Source organism: Streptococcus sp. HMSC072D05 (assembly GCF_001815805.1).
Taxonomy (GTDB): domain Bacteria; phylum Bacillota; class Bacilli; order Lactobacillales; family Streptococcaceae; genus Streptococcus.
Map to the genome: position 1 here is coordinate 105,400 of NZ_KV821994.1, position 17,800 is coordinate 123,199.

The 17,800-nt window shown below is 39.6% G+C and carries 19 protein-coding genes and 2 pseudogenes; 20 read left to right on the top strand and 1 reads right to left on the bottom strand.

The genetic code is table 11. The annotated features are described in order from the left end of the window. The first annotated feature begins 447 nt into the window (after window positions 1-447). On the top strand, window positions 448-1,212 hold the full coding sequence (locus HMPREF3057_RS02475) for a class I SAM-dependent methyltransferase (RefSeq protein WP_070696216.1): 765 nt from the start codon (window positions 448-450) through the stop codon (window positions 1,210-1,212). Between the two features lie 135 nt (window positions 1,213-1,347). On the opposite strand, the gene HMPREF3057_RS02480 is transcribed toward HMPREF3057_RS02475, so the two are convergent. Next, window positions 1,348-2,199, bottom strand: coding sequence for a MurR/RpiR family transcriptional regulator (locus HMPREF3057_RS02480; protein WP_070696219.1), 852 nt, complete (start codon window positions 2,197-2,199; stop codon window positions 1,348-1,350). 255 nt (window positions 2,200-2,454) lie between these two features. Here HMPREF3057_RS02480 and pbp2b point away from each other — a divergent pair, with 255 nt between their 5' ends. From pbp2b to ftsA, 19 genes and pseudogenes are all read left to right on the top strand, one after another. Next, window positions 2,455-4,497, top strand: a complete 2,043-nt coding sequence (gene pbp2b / locus HMPREF3057_RS02485; protein WP_001224840.1) for a penicillin-binding protein PBP2B — start codon at window positions 2,455-2,457, stop codon at window positions 4,495-4,497. A 10-nt stretch (window positions 4,498-4,507) separates the two neighbouring features. Next, window positions 4,508-5,104: a recombination mediator RecR gene (gene recR, locus HMPREF3057_RS02490; RefSeq protein ID WP_000966754.1), complete on the top strand. Its 597-nt coding sequence runs from the start codon at window positions 4,508-4,510 to the stop codon at window positions 5,102-5,104. A gap of 303 nt (window positions 5,105-5,407) precedes the next feature. Further along, window positions 5,408-5,683, top strand: a complete 276-nt coding sequence (locus HMPREF3057_RS02495; protein WP_000509002.1) for a hypothetical protein — start codon at window positions 5,408-5,410, stop codon at window positions 5,681-5,683. Continuing rightward, the gene (locus HMPREF3057_RS02500) at window positions 5,671-6,042 is read left to right on the top strand and encodes a hypothetical protein (RefSeq protein ID WP_257370649.1); all 372 of its coding nucleotides are present in this window, start codon (window positions 5,671-5,673) and stop codon (window positions 6,040-6,042) included. Before HMPREF3057_RS02495 ends, HMPREF3057_RS02500 begins: the two co-directional genes overlap by 13 nt. Next, entirely contained in the window at window positions 6,033-7,631 is a 1,599-nt protein-coding gene (locus HMPREF3057_RS02505; protein ID WP_070696225.1) for an LXG domain-containing protein, read from the top strand. The genes HMPREF3057_RS02500 and HMPREF3057_RS02505 overlap by 10 nt, the downstream gene beginning before the upstream one ends. A 10-nt stretch (window positions 7,632-7,641) precedes the next feature. After that, window positions 7,642-8,250 carry a hypothetical protein gene (locus tag HMPREF3057_RS02510; protein ID WP_000780960.1) on the top strand — a complete coding sequence of 203 codons (609 nt, stop codon included), beginning with the start codon at window positions 7,642-7,644 and terminating at the stop codon, window positions 8,248-8,250. Continuing rightward, window positions 8,247-8,873, top strand: a complete 627-nt coding sequence (locus HMPREF3057_RS02515) for a hypothetical protein (protein WP_070696230.1) — start codon at window positions 8,247-8,249, stop codon at window positions 8,871-8,873. Before HMPREF3057_RS02510 ends, HMPREF3057_RS02515 begins: the two co-directional genes overlap by 4 nt. Before the next feature lie 51 nt (window positions 8,874-8,924). Further along, a complete protein-coding gene (locus tag HMPREF3057_RS02520; RefSeq protein WP_044020408.1) occupies window positions 8,925-9,458 on the top strand; it encodes a hypothetical protein in 534 nt (177 codons plus the stop codon). A gap of 85 nt (window positions 9,459-9,543) precedes the next feature. Then, on the top strand, window positions 9,544-10,071 hold the full coding sequence (locus tag HMPREF3057_RS02525) for a thiol-disulfide isomerase (RefSeq protein ID WP_070696232.1): 528 nt from the start codon (window positions 9,544-9,546) through the stop codon (window positions 10,069-10,071). A 179-nt stretch (window positions 10,072-10,250) separates the two neighbouring features. Continuing rightward, entirely contained in the window at window positions 10,251-10,538 is a 288-nt protein-coding gene (locus HMPREF3057_RS10385; RefSeq protein ID WP_000746268.1) for a TipC family immunity protein, read from the top strand. Between the two features lie 15 nt (window positions 10,539-10,553). Further along, a complete protein-coding gene (locus tag HMPREF3057_RS10390) occupies window positions 10,554-10,700 on the top strand; it encodes a hypothetical protein (protein ID WP_225893231.1) in 147 nt (48 codons plus the stop codon). A 12-nt stretch (window positions 10,701-10,712) separates the two neighbouring features. Beyond that, a pseudogene (locus tag HMPREF3057_RS10395) lies at window positions 10,713-10,877 on the top strand (TipC family immunity protein); the annotation flags it as partial. Between the two features lie 371 nt (window positions 10,878-11,248). After that, complete coding sequence (locus HMPREF3057_RS02535; protein ID WP_000919639.1) at window positions 11,249-11,881, top strand: hypothetical protein; 633 nt, start codon at window positions 11,249-11,251, stop codon at window positions 11,879-11,881. A 55-nt stretch (window positions 11,882-11,936) separates the two neighbouring features. Then, entirely contained in the window at window positions 11,937-12,074 is a 138-nt protein-coding gene (locus tag HMPREF3057_RS10285) for a hypothetical protein (RefSeq protein ID WP_180364440.1), read from the top strand. 104 nt (window positions 12,075-12,178) lie between these two features. Further along, window positions 12,179-13,222, top strand: coding sequence for a D-alanine--D-alanine ligase (locus HMPREF3057_RS02540; protein ID WP_070696236.1), 1,044 nt, complete (start codon window positions 12,179-12,181; stop codon window positions 13,220-13,222). Window positions 13,223-13,306: 84 nt separating this feature from the next. After that, window positions 13,307-14,679, top strand: a pseudogene (gene murF / locus HMPREF3057_RS02545) (UDP-N-acetylmuramoyl-tripeptide--D-alanyl-D-alanine ligase). Further along, window positions 14,666-15,277, top strand: a complete 612-nt coding sequence (locus tag HMPREF3057_RS02550) for an NUDIX hydrolase N-terminal domain-containing protein (RefSeq protein WP_049478463.1) — start codon at window positions 14,666-14,668, stop codon at window positions 15,275-15,277. Before murF ends, HMPREF3057_RS02550 begins: the two are co-directional and overlap by 14 nt. Window positions 15,278-15,474: 197 nt before the next feature. Further along, entirely contained in the window at window positions 15,475-16,179 is a 705-nt protein-coding gene (locus tag HMPREF3057_RS02555; RefSeq protein ID WP_001055269.1) for a YwaF family protein, read from the top strand. Window positions 16,180-16,415: 236 nt separating this feature from the next. Then, window positions 16,416-17,786 carry a cell division protein FtsA gene (gene ftsA / locus HMPREF3057_RS02560; RefSeq protein ID WP_000196346.1) on the top strand — a complete coding sequence of 457 codons (1,371 nt, stop codon included), beginning with the start codon at window positions 16,416-16,418 and terminating at the stop codon, window positions 17,784-17,786. Window positions 17,787-17,800 lie beyond the last annotated feature (14 nt).

Consider the following 17,800-nt stretch of genomic DNA (forward strand, 5'->3'; position numbering starts at 1 on the left):
TTTTATACTCAATGAAAATCAAAGAGCAAAGTAGGAAGCTAGCCGTAGGCAGTACTTGAGTACGGCAAGGTAAAGCTGACGTGGTTTGAATTTGATTTTCGAAGAGTATCAAGACAAAACAATCCAAGTTTGGAATTATAGAATTAAGAAAAACACTGAATCACTACTTGAGTGAAAACTGTTTTGCTTAATTCTTTTTTTATGGAAAAATTTGAGCCAAAGGAGGTAATCGTGAGAAACTAGGAGAAAATAACCGACTTGCATGAGAAGTTGAGGCGAGAGCAATTCTATCATCCATTAAATTGATATTTAGCTTGAGTAAATGGAAAAATGATATAATGAGATGGACGAAAAATTGACAAATTAGAATTTGTAGAGGTGAAAAAAAGTAATGGCAACCTATTCACCTGAAATCGAAATACTATAAAATTACGAGGAGATTGTAAGATGAGTAATTATATAAAATTAAATGAAGATAGATGGAATAATGTAAAAAATGCCTATACTGAGCCATTGACACATGAAGAATTGGAAGAAGCTAGAAAAGTCCCGATTTCAGTTGCATTAACGATTGGGAAAAAAGTTCCCAAAGAATGGTTTGAAAAAGCCAACGGGAAAAAGATATTAGGCTTAGCTTGTGGTGGTGGACAGCAAGGACCAGTTTTTGCTCTAAAAGGTTATGATGTCACCATTATGGATTTTTCGAAATCACAATTAGAAAGAGATGAGTTGGTTGCTAAAAGAGAAGGTTTAAAAATCAATACTGTTCAAAGCGATATGACAAAACCATTTCCATTTGAAAATGAAACTTTTGATATTATTTTTAATCCGGTTTCAAATGTATACATAGAAGATTTAGAAAACATGTATAAAGAAGCCTCTCGCGTATTGAAAAAGGGCGGTTTGTTAATGGTTGGATTTATGAATCCTTGGATTTACATGTATGATGCTGACATTGTATGGGACCAACCCGATGAGGAATTACTGTTAAAGTTTTCACTCCCTTTTAATTCAAGAGAGCTTGAAGAGGAAGGCAAAATCACCATCAATCCAGAATATGGATATGAATTTAGCCATACCTTAGAAAGTCAGATTAGAGGACAACTGAAGAATGGTCTCGCCATGATTGATTTTTATGAATCGTGTGATAAAAGACATCGATTATCACGTTATGGAAATGACTACATCGCTACACTCTGCATTAAACTATAACCTTATTGAACGTACTTTTGAAGAATAGCTCGTTTTATTTTACGATTAGAATTTGCTCATCACCAAAATACCGCAGGGATGTTGGGAGCCTATTATCATTTTAAAGCAAAATAATCCTAGTTTGGTTCAGCCAAACTAGGATTTTCTAACGCGTTTTTGTCTACGATAGCCATTGAGTTTTTTATTTTCCCAATAGCTGTTAAAGATTTTTTCCTTGCTCTCGCGATTGATTTCTAAAAAGTAGGCATAAATCAAATCTATTAAAATGAGCATAGGGAGTTGAGCGGAAATACGCTGGATGTAAGAAGATTGACTATGACTTGCGACAAGGACCGTTTCGGTGTAGGCCTGACTGTTTTTGTTTGGAGCGCTGGTAAAGAGGATAGTCTTGGCACCCATTTCCTTGGCATCCAACAAACTATCGAGGACGGATTGGGTAGTGCCTGATAGGGAAAAGCCAAGCACCAAACAGTTTTCATCCATGATACTGGTCGTCCAAGCAAAGCCATCCTGATCGGTCAAAGCTTCACAGACCACACCTAATCGCATAAAACGCAGTTTCATCTCACGGGCAATCAAACCAGAACTTCCCGTCCCAAAAAAGTAAACTCGTTCTGCGTCATCGATTAATTGGGCAACGCGTTCCAGTTGTTCTTCGTCGATCAAATCCTGAGTTTGTTCTCGCATGATACTGTAGCTTCGCAAAACACGTTTGGTCAAAGGACTGTGTTTGTGCGAATGAGTGTCCTGTTTACTAGCCTGATGTTGGTATTGAAAGACGAACTCTCGGTAGCCTGTAAAACCACACTTTTTGGCAAAGCGGGTCAAGGCTGCTTGGGAGATATGTAATTTCTGGGTAACTTGCTGAGAAGAGAGATCATCTTGAATCGTTTCAGTTTGCAAAAAATAGCGAGCGATTTCTTGCTCGAGCTCGGTTAATTCTTCAAAATGGAGATCGATTATGGTTGCGATATCTGGCTTGTTCATGAGGCTCCTTTTTATGAGTCAAAGTCTTAAAAGCTAACGCTTTCCTAACTATTACTATCATTATATCATAGAAAATAGGATAACCAAATAAAAAGGCATTTTCAGTTAAAAGTCAAAAAATGCTTCGACTTTTCCAAGAGTTTCTCCGTAAAATATGGTACAATGAAATGTACTGAGCTTTACCTATTTACTCTATTATTTTAGGGGAAATAAAGGTGGAAATCGGGAATTTTTCTAGAAAAGAGTCTTAGTTGTATGAGAAAATTTAATAGCCATTCGATTCCGATTCGGCTTAATTTATTATTTGCGATTGTCATTCTGCTCTTTATGGCCATTATTGGTCGATTGTTATACATGCAGGTGCTCAATAAAGATTTCTATGAAACAAAATTGGCCTCAGCCAGCCAAACAAGGGTAACAACCAGTTCAGCTCGTGGACAGATCTATGATGCAGCAGGGAAACCCTTGGTAGAAAACACTGTCAAGCAGGTTGTTTCTTTCACACGAAACAATAAAATGACGGCAGCTGAATTGAAGGAGACAGCCAAGAAACTCCTTACATATGTAAATGTAACCTCCCCTGATCTGACTGATCGACAGATTGCAGACTATTACTTAGCGGACCAGGATATTTACAAAAAAACAGTCGAATCCTTGCCAAGCGATAAACGCCTGGATTCAGATGGGAATCGTTTATCAGAAGCGACACTTTACAATAATGCGGTTGAAAGCATTGACGTGAGTCAACTTAATTATACAGATGACCAGAAAAAGGAAATCTATCTCTTTAGTCAGCTCAATGCCGTTGAAAATTTTGCGACAGGAACCATTTCTACGGATGCCTTAGATGATACCCAAGTTGCTCTCGTTGCATCAGCGTCCAAGGAATTACCAGGTATCAGTATTTCAACCTCATGGGATCGTAAAGTACTGGATACATCTTTATCGACAATCGTCGGTAGCGTTTCAAATGAAAAGTCAGGACTTCCAGCAGAGGAAGTTGATGCCTATCTCAAAAAAGGCTATTCTCTCAATGACCGAGTGGGAACTTCCTATCTTGAAAAGCAATATGAAGATGTTCTTCAAGGGAAACGCTCCGTCAAAGAAATCCACCTCGACAAACACGGAAATATGGAAAGTGTGGAAAATGTCGAAGAAGGAAGCAAAGGAAACAACATCAAGTTAACGGTTGACCTAGCTTTCCAGAATGGTGTGGACGACCTACTCAAGAGCTACTTCAACTCAGAGTTGGGTAACGGTGGAGCAAAGTACTCTGAAGGAGTCTACGCTGTAGCTCTCAATCCTAAAACCGGTGCAGTTCTGGCCATGTCTGGTGTCAAGCATGATGTCGAATCCGGTAAATTAAGTTCAGATTCGCTTGGAACGATAACCAATGTCTTTGTGCCAGGATCTGTTGTTAAGGCGGCGACCATCAGCTCTGGTTGGGAAAATGGAGTCTTGTCAGGTAATCAAACCTTGACAGACCAGCCGATTGTTTTCCAAGGTTCGGCCCCTATCAATTCATGGTATACCTTGTCCTATGGCTCTTTCCCTATCACAGCAGTTGAGGCTTTGGAATACTCTTCTAATACCTACATGGTTCAAACTGCGCTAGGAATCATGGGACAAACCTACACACCAAATATGACAGTCGCAACGGGACAGTTAGAGACTGCAATGGGCAAATTGCGATCAACCTTCGGGGAATATGGACTCGGAGCTTCAACAGGAATTGACCTCCCAGATGAGTCAACTGGTTTTATACCAAAAGAGTATAATTTTGCTAATTACATTACCAATGCCTTTGGTCAGTTTGATAACTACACCCCAATGCAATTGGCCCAGTACGTTGGAACTATTGCCAACAACGGTGTTCGGATTGCCCCCCACATTGTTGAGGGGATTTATGGAAACAACGAACAAGGTGGCTTAGGGAACTTAATCCAATCTGTTGAAACCAAGGAAATGAATAAAATTAATATTTCTGAGTCTGATGTTTCCATCCTCCAACAAGGATTTTATCAAGTGTCACATGGTGGTAGTGCTTTGACAACCGGTCGTGCCTTTTCAAATGGCGCAGCGGTATCCATTAGTGGAAAAACTGGTACTGCCGAGAGTTATGTTGCGGGAGGTCAAGAAGCTAACAATACTAATGCTGTGGCCTATGCACCATCAGATAATCCTCAAATCGCTGTAGCTGTTGTCTTTCCTCATAACACCAACCTTACAAATGGTGTCGGACCTTCCATTGCGCGCGATATTATCAACCTCTATAACCAACATCATCCAATGAATTAGAAAGGAACATATGCTTTATCCAACACCTATTGCCAAGCTAATTGACAGTTATTCGAAGTTACCGGGTATCGGGATTAAGACGGCTACCCGTCTGGCCTTCTATACTATTGGAATGTCTGATGACGATGTCAATGAATTTGCTAAAAATCTCCTTTCTGCTAAGAGAGAGCTGACCTACTGTTCCATCTGCGGTCGCCTGACTGATGACGATCCTTGCTCTATCTGTACGGATCCGACTCGAGACCAGACAACCATCTTGGTGCTAGAGGATAGTCGCGATGTGGCTGCTATGGAAAATATCCAAGAATACCACGGACTCTATCATGTCTTGCATGGCCTTATTTCTCCGATGAATGGCATCAGCCCAGACGATATCAACCTCAAGAGTCTCATGACCCGTCTCATGGATAGTGAGGTTTCAGAGGTGATCGTAGCAACCAATGCGACAGCGGATGGAGAAGCGACATCTATGTATCTCTCTCGTCTCCTCAAGCCAGCTGGCATCAAGGTCACTCGCCTAGCACGAGGTCTAGCCGTGGGAGCAGATATCGAGTATGCGGACGAAGTCACACTCTTACGAGCCATTGAAAATCGGACAGAGTTGTAGGAGTCAGTAAAAACGTAGCTCATTTTGACACATAAGACAAGCCCTAGGAATTTTTCTTAGGGCTTGTCTTTTTCTGTTTCTCACGAGAGGTGAACAAGCCTTGCTAATAAAACTACTCGAACTATAAGGCATAAGAAAACGGGTTTCCAAAATGACTAGTGACGTCTTTGTCAAACTCATTCACTGAGCGATAGAGTTTATTCTAAGGAGATGAGCGCATTTGCCCTTAGGGTTTGTTTTGAAATCGCACTATTTTTGTGTTATGATATGGTCAATATACAATGAATAAAGGGAGTTTGAAATATGGGTGGAAAGATAAAATCTAGCACGATAGCAGCAGAGGCAGCTATTAATGAATTGGTCGGGTATGACACGAGCAAGAAGCAAAATCAGCAGGTAGAATTTTCGTATACTTCTGAAATTGCTGGGATGGAAGCTGGACGTCAGGCCTGCAATCAAATGCTTCAGGCGGTCAGTGATTTCAGCTCGGCTGTTTTGACCCAAGCAAATAAGTTTCCAGAAATTGCTCATAAGATTGAAAAACGCGACGTAGAGCAGGCTAAGAGGTGGGAACATTAAAAATGGCAGATAAGAACGAAGAAAAACGCTACAAACTTTGGAGAGAAATTGTCAAGATTGACGATAAAGAAGAAAGTCTTCAGACTCTAAAAAGACAATATGAACAGCAGCTAACTCACTTTCACTCAGAAATCCAGAGCATCCACCATCGTATGGCGACTCTATTGGCTCTCTCACCCAGTTCTCGTCAAATGATAGAGCAAATCGAAAGTGAAAATAGAACCATTCAGCGACAGGTCAACTCCTATGTAGATGAGGAACTGGATGAATTGGGAAAACAAACGAAGAAGGCACGTCGGTCTTTCAATGAAGCCAGAGAAGAACTGATATCAGAAAGGAACCGGCTACCATGGGAGTAAAATACAGTGCACAAGAATCCCAAGAATTGATTCAGGCCATGACTAACAATCTCCAAGTCGCAAATGAAGTCACGGACCGCTTATCTAGTGGATGTGACCACCTGATTTCCTCTTTAGACTCAGGTGAGCTGACAGGAGCAGCCTACACAGCTGGGAAGGGTCTCTTTACAGAGATTATCATCCCTAGCATCAAGAAGTTACAAGCAGCGATAGATGATATCCAACTAGAGTTGACTTCCTACAAAAATGCAGATGCTCAGGTCTCTGGATATGGAGATTTGGACCTGGACCAGCTCAAGGAACTGAAAAAATTGAGAGAAGAGCAGCTAGCTATCGTAGAAGCTCAGATTCAAGCGAGGGAGAACTGGTTAAATCAAATCAAAGATCTCTTTACACTTAATTGGGGGAAAGCTTTCTCTGAGAAGACCATCCTCTACAATACTAAGTCTCAAATCGAGTCAGGTATTCAGGATTTGGATGACAAGATTGAAAAACTAGAATTTTTTGTCTCACAAGTTTCCCAGTATTTCAGCGATAGCCTAGAAGTCCTTGGGTTAGCGATTCAAGGAGCTACGCAACTAAGTAAAGTCATTGTCGATAGCGATGGCAACTACTATGCGGACGGTCTGGACATGAGCTGGGTGCAGAAGATGAAGGATGTGAAGATTGTTTCGCATGCCAAAAGAGATTTTCAAGACTCGGAAACTCGTGCCATCAATAAAGCTTCTAGGGATATGATGCTATCGGACGATGGTGATGCCTACTATCGTGCCGAATTAAAGAAGCGCCTGAAAGGTCACGACAAGTCCGAATGGGATAAAATAATTGACGACTACAATCACACTCTTAAGATTGATGAAACAGGGAATATCATTGACATTCATCCCTTGGAGCAAGGCTATGTCGTTTTAAAAAATGGGAAATATGATGATGATTATACTCATTTGATTAACAAAAAGCTTGATGAACTAAAAGCCCAAAACTTTGAAGCAAATTCAGTCGAATTTTGGAGTGGAGTAGCTCAAATTTTCTCTGGTTTAGGAGTCTACTTTGCGAGTGGTGCTCTCGAAACATTGAGTATAATGGCTAGTCCACCAACAATGGGAGGAAGTATCGTAGTTGGTACCGCAGTATCTGTATCAGTGGTACAATATGGAAATGTACTGATATCTAGTGGAGCAGTAACTAGCTTATCAGCTATTACAAATACGGCCTTACTAAATGGCGAAATTCAGGTTAATTATTCTAGCAACTACGATAGCTGGAAGGCCAATAAACCTACGAGTAAGACCATTTCTGGCAGGGGTGGTAAACAAATTGAAGCCCGAGTAGGAAATCGAAAAGTGAACCTTCGTGTAGATTGGGAGCCAACTAGTGGTACAAATGGTGATGGAGTTTTCCAGGTTCAATCTGGAAGTGGAAAGTCAGGTTATAACCTCGACATAGATATTGAAGCCTCAACTATTTCAAGTAGGCAGGATATTGTAAACTGGGTAAATGAACAATCTGAACTAAATGGACTTGGAAAAGGAGCTAAAGAAGAAGTTATCAAAAATATGTGGAAAGCTTTTAAATACTTGACGCAATAAGGAGTGAACAATGAAATTATATTTAAAAGGTGATTATACAAAAAGAGTACCTTATGGTTATTTAGAACTAGCTGGTAAAATGTGGTTTCCAGAAGATGAGCAAATTTCTTACTCAAATGCTGGGAACAATGATGCATTACAAGAAGATTTTTTCTCAAATTTATCCTTGAGGAAAGGCACTGCCGATAAGAGATGGTCTAGTGTCCCCCTAAAGGAAGGGGTACGAAGACTCTTTTCACATATTAAGGAAAGTATTGAAATTAATTTTGAAGATGCATTTGCTACGGATTATAATGAAAAGGGAGACTATCTCCGTATTTTAACCACCCATCTAGAAGTTTTGACAGTTGATAAACGAGCTATGTACATTATGGCGCTTGAGATTGCAAAGGTGATTGATGGGCAAATTAGCGAGGATAATAAGAAGACATGGCTAACAGTCGAGGAGTTTAGGAAAAAGCACGAGGCTATTCTATCTCTAACTTTTGAAGAAGCAAATGAACTAAGTTTGACTGAAATTCAAACGATGGATGTGGTAGACGACCCTCTTTGGGAGGAAGAAGCCAATCGTCGAAAAGAATATATACTAGCACATGGAGGCGATATCTCAGATTTATGAGACTATATATCAAAAGTGATTTTACGAAAAAAATAGACTTCACAACTAGAGAGCTTGTTTGGAAGATGTGGTTTAAGGAACGGAATGGCAAGAAAATAAGTTTCTCCAATGTTGGTGATGATGCTATGTTACAGGATGATTTCTTTTTTGGAGTTCAATTTGATAAATGGCGATTTAATGATAAACGATGGAATCATATACCATACGATAAGAGCAATCCTTGGACTTCGTTTTCTGATGAAAACATTCAATTGGAATTTGAAAATGATTTTATTACTGATGGGAGAGAACGTGGAGAAAACCTTAGGATTGCTACGACACATACGGATATTTTAACGGTTGATAAACGAGCTATGTATATTATGGCCATTGAAATTGCGACTGCTATTGATGGTCAGATTAGCGAAGATGATAAAGAGAGCTGGTTAAGTGTGGAGGAATTTAAAAACCGGCATGAGGATATCCTTTCGATGAGTTATGAAGAAGCTAATGAGCTGAGTTTGGAAGAAATTTCATTTATGGACCATGTGAGAGACCCAGTCTGGGAAGAAGATGACCGTAGAAATGAAGAATACATCAAAATCCATGGCGAGCCAGTTTATGATGATGAGGAAGGTGAGTGAGAATTTATAATCCCACCTATTTGAAAGAGAGTGTTGATAGAGGAAAGGCGAATGTTAGATAAAGTAAAACAGTTTAAGTGGTTGATTGTATTGTCCTTGTTCCTATTAGCGATTCCTTTATATTTTACTTACAATCATTTCCAACAATCTAGTGCTTTAAAAGAAGCTTTTGAAAAAAATGAAAGAATTGAAGTTCTTCATCGTTTGACATCATCAGAAAAATATGCGTCTGACATCCACAAGGCAGGATATACTATTCCTTCTGACGGAGCTATTCGATTGGATGGAGTTATTTATCCATTAGAAATAGAAGGAGAGTTACATTTGAAAATTAGCCCTCCTAAAAAGGATGCTAAGGATTTTCAGTTATTTTTCATTACACAGATTAATGAAAAACAAACGCATGTAGCTTTCATTTTAGATAAAAATCTGAATTTAATTTATTCCAGCTATTCTCAGCAAAATGGAAACGGGAAAAGAGAGATTGTTTCTGTCTCACAAGCCGAAGAAGATTACTTGTTGAGAAGTGTTCAAAGCGAGATTGATGACTTCATGAAAAAAATGTATCAAACCTTGTATGGTTAGATTGTTTGAGAAAGTAACTTCTTGCTCACCGCAATGCTGTATGAACAACACTTCTATGATTACTTAGACAGAGGGGGTGAAAAAAATGTCGGGACTTAAAAAAATACTAATCGTGATTGGTTCTGTAATTGTCTTAGCTACTGGCTTGAATCTTTATTTTCAGTATCAAAACCACCAAGAATATATGCAATTAAAAACCTCCTTTGAAGAGAGGGACAATATAGTCGTCTTACAACGTTTGATGGCATCAGAAAAATATGCGTCTGACATCCGTAAAGCGGGCTATGTCGTTCCTCCCGATGGAGCTATTCGCTTGGATGGAGGAATTGACTCCATAGAGATAAAAGGAGACATCGATTTGAAAATATCACATCCTGGACGTAATGGGGTTACTGCTTATTTTGAAATAGAGATAGATGGTAAAATAACTAGCGTACTATATGAATTGGATAAGAACTTTGATTTAACTTCTAGCGCCTATTTTCAAATAAATGAAAAAAATATAAATGAGAGGGTGACTATTCCCAAAGTCGAAGAAGAGCGCCTATTAAAGATTGTTCAAAAAGAGCTTGATGGCTTCATGAAAAAGATATATCAGACTTTGTATGGATAGTTTGCCAGAGAAAGTAGCTTCTTGCTCAACGCAATGCTGTATGAACAACGGGGTGTGTTGAGGGATTTTACTAGAAAAAGATACCGTAGATGAGATACAAAAAAATTACCCAAGTACTTATAATTTCATTCGAAATATTGAAACAGGGAATCAAGAGTTGACAGAGATGAGGTGATTAGATGAAGAAGAGAAAATTTGTAATTTTTTCGTTGCTAATAGTTCTATTATTATCTTTCTCTGGTTTTCAGTACTATAAATATCAGAGAGTTCATAATATTTTTGATGAAATATACTACGAAGAAAGTGATTATCACAATTATACATTTCTCTGGAAAGGACGAGCTTTTTATAAGTTAAAAAGTTTAAAATTTGTGGACAACGATTCTCAAGAAATTTCTATTCATTCTATTGATTATAAAAGTGTAGATTTACCAAATACTATTCAATCTCTAGGTTATTATTTTTAATTTGGATTTCAGGAGATGACGAAAGTTGGGATAGAGATGCGTTTGAGACTGCCAGATACAGAGACAACCATAAATGTAGATTACCTGTACGATGTAAACAATCGGCAATTAGAACGGTTTATGTGGTACTATGATGATGAGAGTACAGGATATTTTCAGTAGTCTCAAGTAGAGGACTTTCTTGCCAAACGCGGTAAGACTGTTGATGAGATTCGCAAGGAAGCAGACAATGTACTCCGTAATAAAGTCCTTAAAGACTGGACCACTATCTACTCTAGTCGTTTTAGCACAGATAATTGGGGAGAAGTGACAGTTAAGGATATATGGAGAACAGAATAACAAACGAAACGGCGAGGCAATAGTGTTATACAGGTGGGGTGCTATGACAGAGTTCTTAAGAATATTTTATTTTATTCGATAGCTTTGGTCTGCTTTCTTTTGGTGTGACGAAAGAAACTCCCTATACTATCACCATCACCAATGTAGACAACAAGCCAGCTTACTTTGAAGCTCAAGTGGTGGATCGGTAGATTTAGGAACCGTAAACTAGGCCTCAGTTGTTGTAATTGTTTGGTAAAGGAGACTTATTTGCTTTGAAAGTAACAATCAGCTTGTTTCTTTCGAATATGCAAGAGAGGCTCTAGTGGCGAATACTAGTCAAAATGTCAAAAAAGATTTAGATAAACCTAATCCCGCAGTTGGAGAGTAAAATGTTAAAAAGAATAAGAAACTATTATAAAAACAAACCAACTCAAGCTGTCCTAATGCTCATAGTTCTTATTTGGTCAGTATATGAGATTGGTGCGACCAGCTTGGCAAGTAACTCGGCATTAACTAAGGAATTCATGCATAGTCGGTATGTTATAGTTTGGCCAATGGTAGATAAGAAAATGAAATTATACCATTATGCGGAAGAATGGACTAATGACGTTTTAGTTGGAATGATGCATTTAGACTATGGAAATATAAGAATAACTAGTTTTCCTAAAAAATGGGAGAGTGAAGCTGAAGTTTACTATACGCTGTCTCAGGATGAGTATGCTGATAGAGTATATTTTTTCTTAGACGAGCCAATTTCCAAAGCCTATATCAGCAGATTAGAACAAAATTATTATTTGATTTCAAAGAATGCAGTTGCTATTAAAGAGGAAACAGGTAAAACGGTTGAACAGTTAGTTCAAGAAGTGGGGAATGCAAGGAAAACCTTCTTATCAGCTCTTGGAAAGATGAAAATCCTTCGTTTGGTTTATTTGATTCTTCGTATGATAGTATTGTTGCAGTGTATCAGGTGGTCGGGTCAGCGTAGAAAAAGGAAAGAGAACGAAATTTTGCAGAATAGATAGAGCTCCCAAAAGGTATGATGATAAAGAGCTTCCAAACAATCAAACAGATATTCATTTGGTAAAGAATGGAATTGTTGTCAACTACCAAGGGGAGAAAGTTTTTTATGTAACCAATAACAAGTCCTACACGATTACCATGACCAATGTAGACGACAAGCCAGCTTACTTTGAAGCTCAAGTGGTGGATCGGTAAAATTTCAGCTCTCAAATGAGGGCTTTTTTAGATTCAAGTTTCAAAAAAGAAGCAAATATGATATACTAAAGAACGAGTATTCTATTAGAATTAGGACAAGCAATATGAAACAAACGATTATTCTTTTATACGGTGGACGTAGTGCAGAGCGTGAAGTCTCTGTCCTTTCAGCTGAAAGTGTTATGCGTGCGGTCAACTACGACCGTTTCACCGTCAATACTTTCTTCATCAGCCAGTCAGGTGACTTTATCAAAACACAGGAATTTAGCCAGACCCCAGGTCAAGAGGATCGTCTCATGACCAATGCGACTATTGACTGGGACAAGAAAATAGCGCCAAGTGCCATCTATGAAGAAGGTGCAGTGGTCTTTCCAGTTCTTCATGGTCCGATGGGAGAAGATGGTTCAGTTCAAGGATTCTTAGAAGTTTTGAAAATGCCTTATGTTGGTTGTAATATCTTGTCATCCAGCCTTGCCATGGATAAAATTACGACCAAGCGTGTCTTGGAGTCTGCTGGGATTGCCCAAGTACCTTATGTGGCCATCGTTGAAGGCGATGATGTGACTGCTAAAATCGCTGAAGTTGAAGAAAAACTGACTTATCCAGTCTTCACGAAGCCGTCAAATATGGGTTCAAGTGTCGGTATTTCTAAGTCTGAAAACCAAGAAGAACTCCGTCAAGCTTTGGAACTTGCCTTCCAATATGACAGCCGTGTCTTAGTAGAGCAAGGGGTAAATGCCCGTGAAATCGAGGTTGGTCTCTTGGGCAACTACGATGTCAAGAGCACGCTTCCTGGTGAAGTGGTTAAGGATGTTGCCTTTTATGACTATGATGCCAAATACATCGATAACAAGATTACCATGGACATCCCAGCCAAGATTAGTGATGATGTAGTAGCTGTCATGCGTCATAATGCAGAAACAGCCTTCCGTGCGATTGGTGGCCTCGGTCTGTCTCGTTGTGATTTCTTCTATACAGATAAGGGCGAGATTTTCCTAAATGAGCTTAATACCATGCCAGGTTTTACCCAGTGGTCTATGTATCCACTACTTTGGGACAATATGGGAATCAGCTACCCAGAACTAATCGAGCGTTTGGTTGACCTTGCTAAGCAAAGTTTTGACAAGCGCGAAGCGCATTTGCTATAAAAATGAAAGAGAGGGTAGAAGCCAGAACTATCACTGCATGGTGACTAGAGTTCTCGGACTTCAACCCTTTTTAAAGGAGTAGAAATGAAATTAACAATCCATGAAGTTGCCCAAGCTGTTGGAGCTAAAAATGACGCTAGTCTTTTTGCGGACGTTCAGTTAGAAAAAGCTGAGTTTGACAGTCGTTTGATTGAGACAGGAGATTTGTTTGTGCCCCTCAAAGGTGCGCGTGATGGTCATGACTTTATCGAAACAGCTTTTGAAAATGGTGCAGCAGTAACCTTGTCTGAGAAAGAGATTGCAAATCATCCCTACATTCTAGTAGACGACGTGTTGACTGCCTTTCAAGCCCTCGCAGCCTACTATCTTGAGAAAACGGCTGTTGATGTCTTTGCCGTTACGGGTTCAAATGGCAAGACGACGACCAAGGATATGTTGGCGCATTTACTGTCAACAACCTACAAGACCTACAAGACTCAAGGCAATTACAATAATGAGATAGGCCTTCCCTACACGGTTCTTCACATGCCTGAGGAGACAGAAAAGTTGGTCTTGGAGATGGGACAAGATCATCTGGGAGATATCCATCTCTTGTCAGAATTGGCCCATCCAAAAACAGCTATCGTGACCTTGGTTGGAGAGGCTCATTTGGCCTTTTTCAAAGACCGTTCAGAAATCGCTAAAGGGAAAATGCAAATTGCTGATGGTATGGCACCAGGTTCTTTGCTTTTGGCACCAGCCGACTCCATTGTAGAGGACTACTTGCCTACAGATAAAAAAGTGGTCCGTTTGGGCCAGGAGCTGAGTTAGAAATCACGGACTTGATTGAGCGCAAGGATAGTCTGACTTTTAAGGCGAATTTTTTGGAACAAACCCTTGATTTGCCAGTGACAGGTAAGTACAATGCCACCAATGCTATGATTGCTGCTTATGTGGCTCTTCAAGAAGGAGTTTCAGAAGAGCAAATTCATCAGGCCTTTCAGAACCTAGAATTGACCCGCAATCGTACTGAGTGGAAGAAAGCAGCCAATGGAGCAGATATTCTGTCTGACGTATACAATGCTAATCCAACAGCTATGAAGTTGATTTTGGAGACATTCTCTGCCATCCCAGCCAACGAAGGAGGCAAGAAAATCGCTGTCTTGGCAGACATGAAGGAACTCGGAGACCAGTCTGTCCAACTCCATAACCAGATGATTTTGAGCCTATCGCCAGATGTGGTGGATACCGTGATTTTCTATGGAGAAGACATTGCCGAATTAAGCCAACTTGCTAGTCAAATGTTCCCAATCGGTCACGTTTTCTACTTCAAGAAAACAGCTGACGAGGACCAATTTGAAAACCTAGTCAAGCAGGTTAAGGAAAGCCTTGGAGCCAATGACCAAATTTTGCTCAAAGGATCGAACTCCATGAATCTAGCCAAGCTGGTAGAAAGTTTAGAAAATGAATGCAAGTGATTTTACCAAGTATCTGCAAAGAATGCTAGCCATTACGGATACTGGATTAACCTTTACAAAAGATCCGTTTGACCGTGAGCGCTACGAGGACTTGCGAATCCTGTTATCTGAAATGTTGAATCAGGTATCAGACCTCGATGCAGAAGAAGTTGCAGAAGTCTTGAAACCAACTTCCGCTTATGCAACTCCTCTGATGGACGTCCGTGCTTGGATTGTTGAGGATGAAAAAGTCTGTTTAGTTAGAGGAAAAGGAGAGGATAGTTGGGCTTTGCCAGGTGGTTTTGGTGAAGTCGGCTACTCTCCAACCGAAAATATTCTCAAAGAAATTGAAGAAGAAACCGGTTTTACAGCAAAAGCTGAAAGGTTACTTGCAGTTTTTGATACCAATCGTTTCCAACTACAGAGCAAACAATATGCAAAGTTTGTCTTTGAATGCCAACTTCTTGATGGACAATTTCAAGAGAATCAAGAAATTGCTGAGCTTCAATTTTTTGCCATTGACCAATTGCCAGTTTTATCTGAAAAACGCATCACCAAGGAGCAAATGGAGATTCTTTGGCAAGTTTATAAAGGACAAAGAGACCAATATGTTGATTAGTTTATGCTAGAGAAGTTGACAAATCAAAAAAGGGTATCTACAAGGTGCATTTCTGCAATACAAATGATATAATAGGTTGCGAATTTAAGACTCAAGTATTCTATGCATGGCATAGAATCAAGTTTTTTCAAAAAATTTAAAAGCTGGGGGGAGTGAATTTTTTTACTGCCTCTAGCTAGATGAACGAGGAATAGAATATGAATTTGTGGGATAAATTATTTACCACACAGATATCAGAACCGCCCCAGTTTGAACTTCACTGGTACATTGGTTTGTTATGTTTATTGGCTCTTACTTTTTATGCTTCTTATCGTTTTCGCGACAAAGTTGCTTACCAGCGTTTTATTCAGATTCTTCAGTCTGTTCAACTGATTGTTCTGTATAGCTGGTATTGGGGGAATCTCATGCCTCTGTCAGAAAGTTTGCCCTTCTATCATTGCCGTATCGCCATGTTTGTGATGCTCTTAATTCCAGGGACATCCAAGTACAAACAGTACTTTGCCCTTTTAGGAACTTTTGGAGCAACAGCAGCACTGGCTTACCCACTCTTTGATCCCTACCCATTTCCACACGTGACCATTTTGTCCTTCATTATCGGACATGTTGCCCTTTTAGGAAATGCGCTCCTATACTTGTTTAGAAACTATCAACCTTCCCTTCTCGATTTGAAGAATGTGGTGGTGATTACCTTCGCCTTAAATGGCTTGATATGGGTTGTCAACTTAGTTGTAGGTGGAGATTATGGATTTTTAAACAAACCACCACTTGTTGGAAGCTTCGGCCAGCCCTTAAATTATCTCATTGTTTCGACTGTTATCGTGATAGCAATTCGCTTAACAGGGAAATTAGTAGAAAATTTTTTACAACAAAAATCGGAAGAATTTATTCAAGAGAAGATCTAAAATGATCTTCTCTTTTTTGGATTTTTAAGAAACAAAAAAGAAATTGTGAACGTTAACTTCAAATAATCTCTTAGAAGAAGAATTTTTCTAGAATTTTCTCAAAAAACATGCAGGAATTTTATCAAAAACTAAGCACGATTGGATTTTTTGTGTTATAATATTCTTTGAATAGCTATGCCCAAACATAGTTATTAAATAGAAGTGAGAAACTTGGAAGACAGAGAGGATGCGATGTAATGACTAGAGATGGTTTTTTTACAGGCTTAGATATCGGAACTAGCTCGATTAAAGTGCTAGTAGCTGAGCATAGAGATGGCGAAGTAAATGTAATTGGTGTTAGCAATGCCAAAAGTAAAGGTGTAAAAGACGGAATTATTGTTGATATTGAAGCAGCTGCTTCAGCGATCAAATCCGCAATCACACAGGCAGAAGAGAAAGCTGGTATTTCTATTAAGTCTGTTAACGTTGGCCTTCCAGCAAACCTCTTGCAGGTTGAACCAACACAAGGAATGATTCCTGTAACTTCAGATACCAAAGAAATCACAGATCAAGATGTTGAAAATGTTGTCAAATCAGCTTTGACAAAGAGCATGACTCCTGACCGTGAAGTGATTACCTTTATTCCAGAAGAATTCATCGTGGATGGATTCCAAGGCATCCGTGACCCTCGTGGTATGATGGGTGTCCGCTTGGAAATGCGTGGTCTGCTTTACACAGGTCCTCGTACGATTCTACACAATCTTCGCAAGACGGTTGAGCGTGTAGGTATTCATGTTGATAACGTGATTATTTCACCTTTGGCAATCGTGAACTCCGTTCTCAATGAAGGTGAACGTGAATTTGGTGCGACTGTCATTGACATGGGTGGAGGTCAGACTACTGTAGCGACTATTCGCAACCAAGAATTGCAGTTCACTAACATCTACCAAGAAGGTGGAGATTACGTTACTAAAGACATTTCTAAAGTCTTGAAAACATCTCAAAAAATTGCAGAAAGTTTGAAACTGAACTATGGTGAAGCTTACGTTCCACTTGCAAGTAACGAAACTTTCCAAGTTGAAGTAATTGGTGAAGTAGAACCTGTTGAAGTAACCGAAAGCTACTTGGCAGAAATTATCTCAGCACGCATCAAACATATCTTTGACCAAATCAAACAAGAGTTGGAAAGAAGACACTTGTTAGATTTGCCAGGAGGTATCGTCCTTATCGGTGGAAATGCAATTTTGCCAGGAATTGTTGAATTAGCCCAAGAAGTATTTGGTGTTCGCGTAAAACTTTATGTACCAAATCAAGTTGGAATTCGCAACCCTGCATTTGCGCACGTGATTAGCTTGTCTGAGTTTGCTGGTAAATTGACTGAAGTCAATCTTCTTGCTCAAAAAGCAGTTAAAGGAGATGAATTCCTTCGTCAAAAACCAATCAACTTTGGCATTCCAAATCAACGTTTGAATCCTGTAGCGCAACCAAGTCCAGCACAAACAGCTCCAGCTGAAACCGTGCAGGAAGCTCCAGTTGCTCCCAAGGAAGAATTCCAAGCAAGTTCTCAAAGTAAACCGAAGCTAACAGAACGTTTCCGTGGTTTGATCGGAAGCATGTTTGATGAATAAAAGAGGATAAGAAA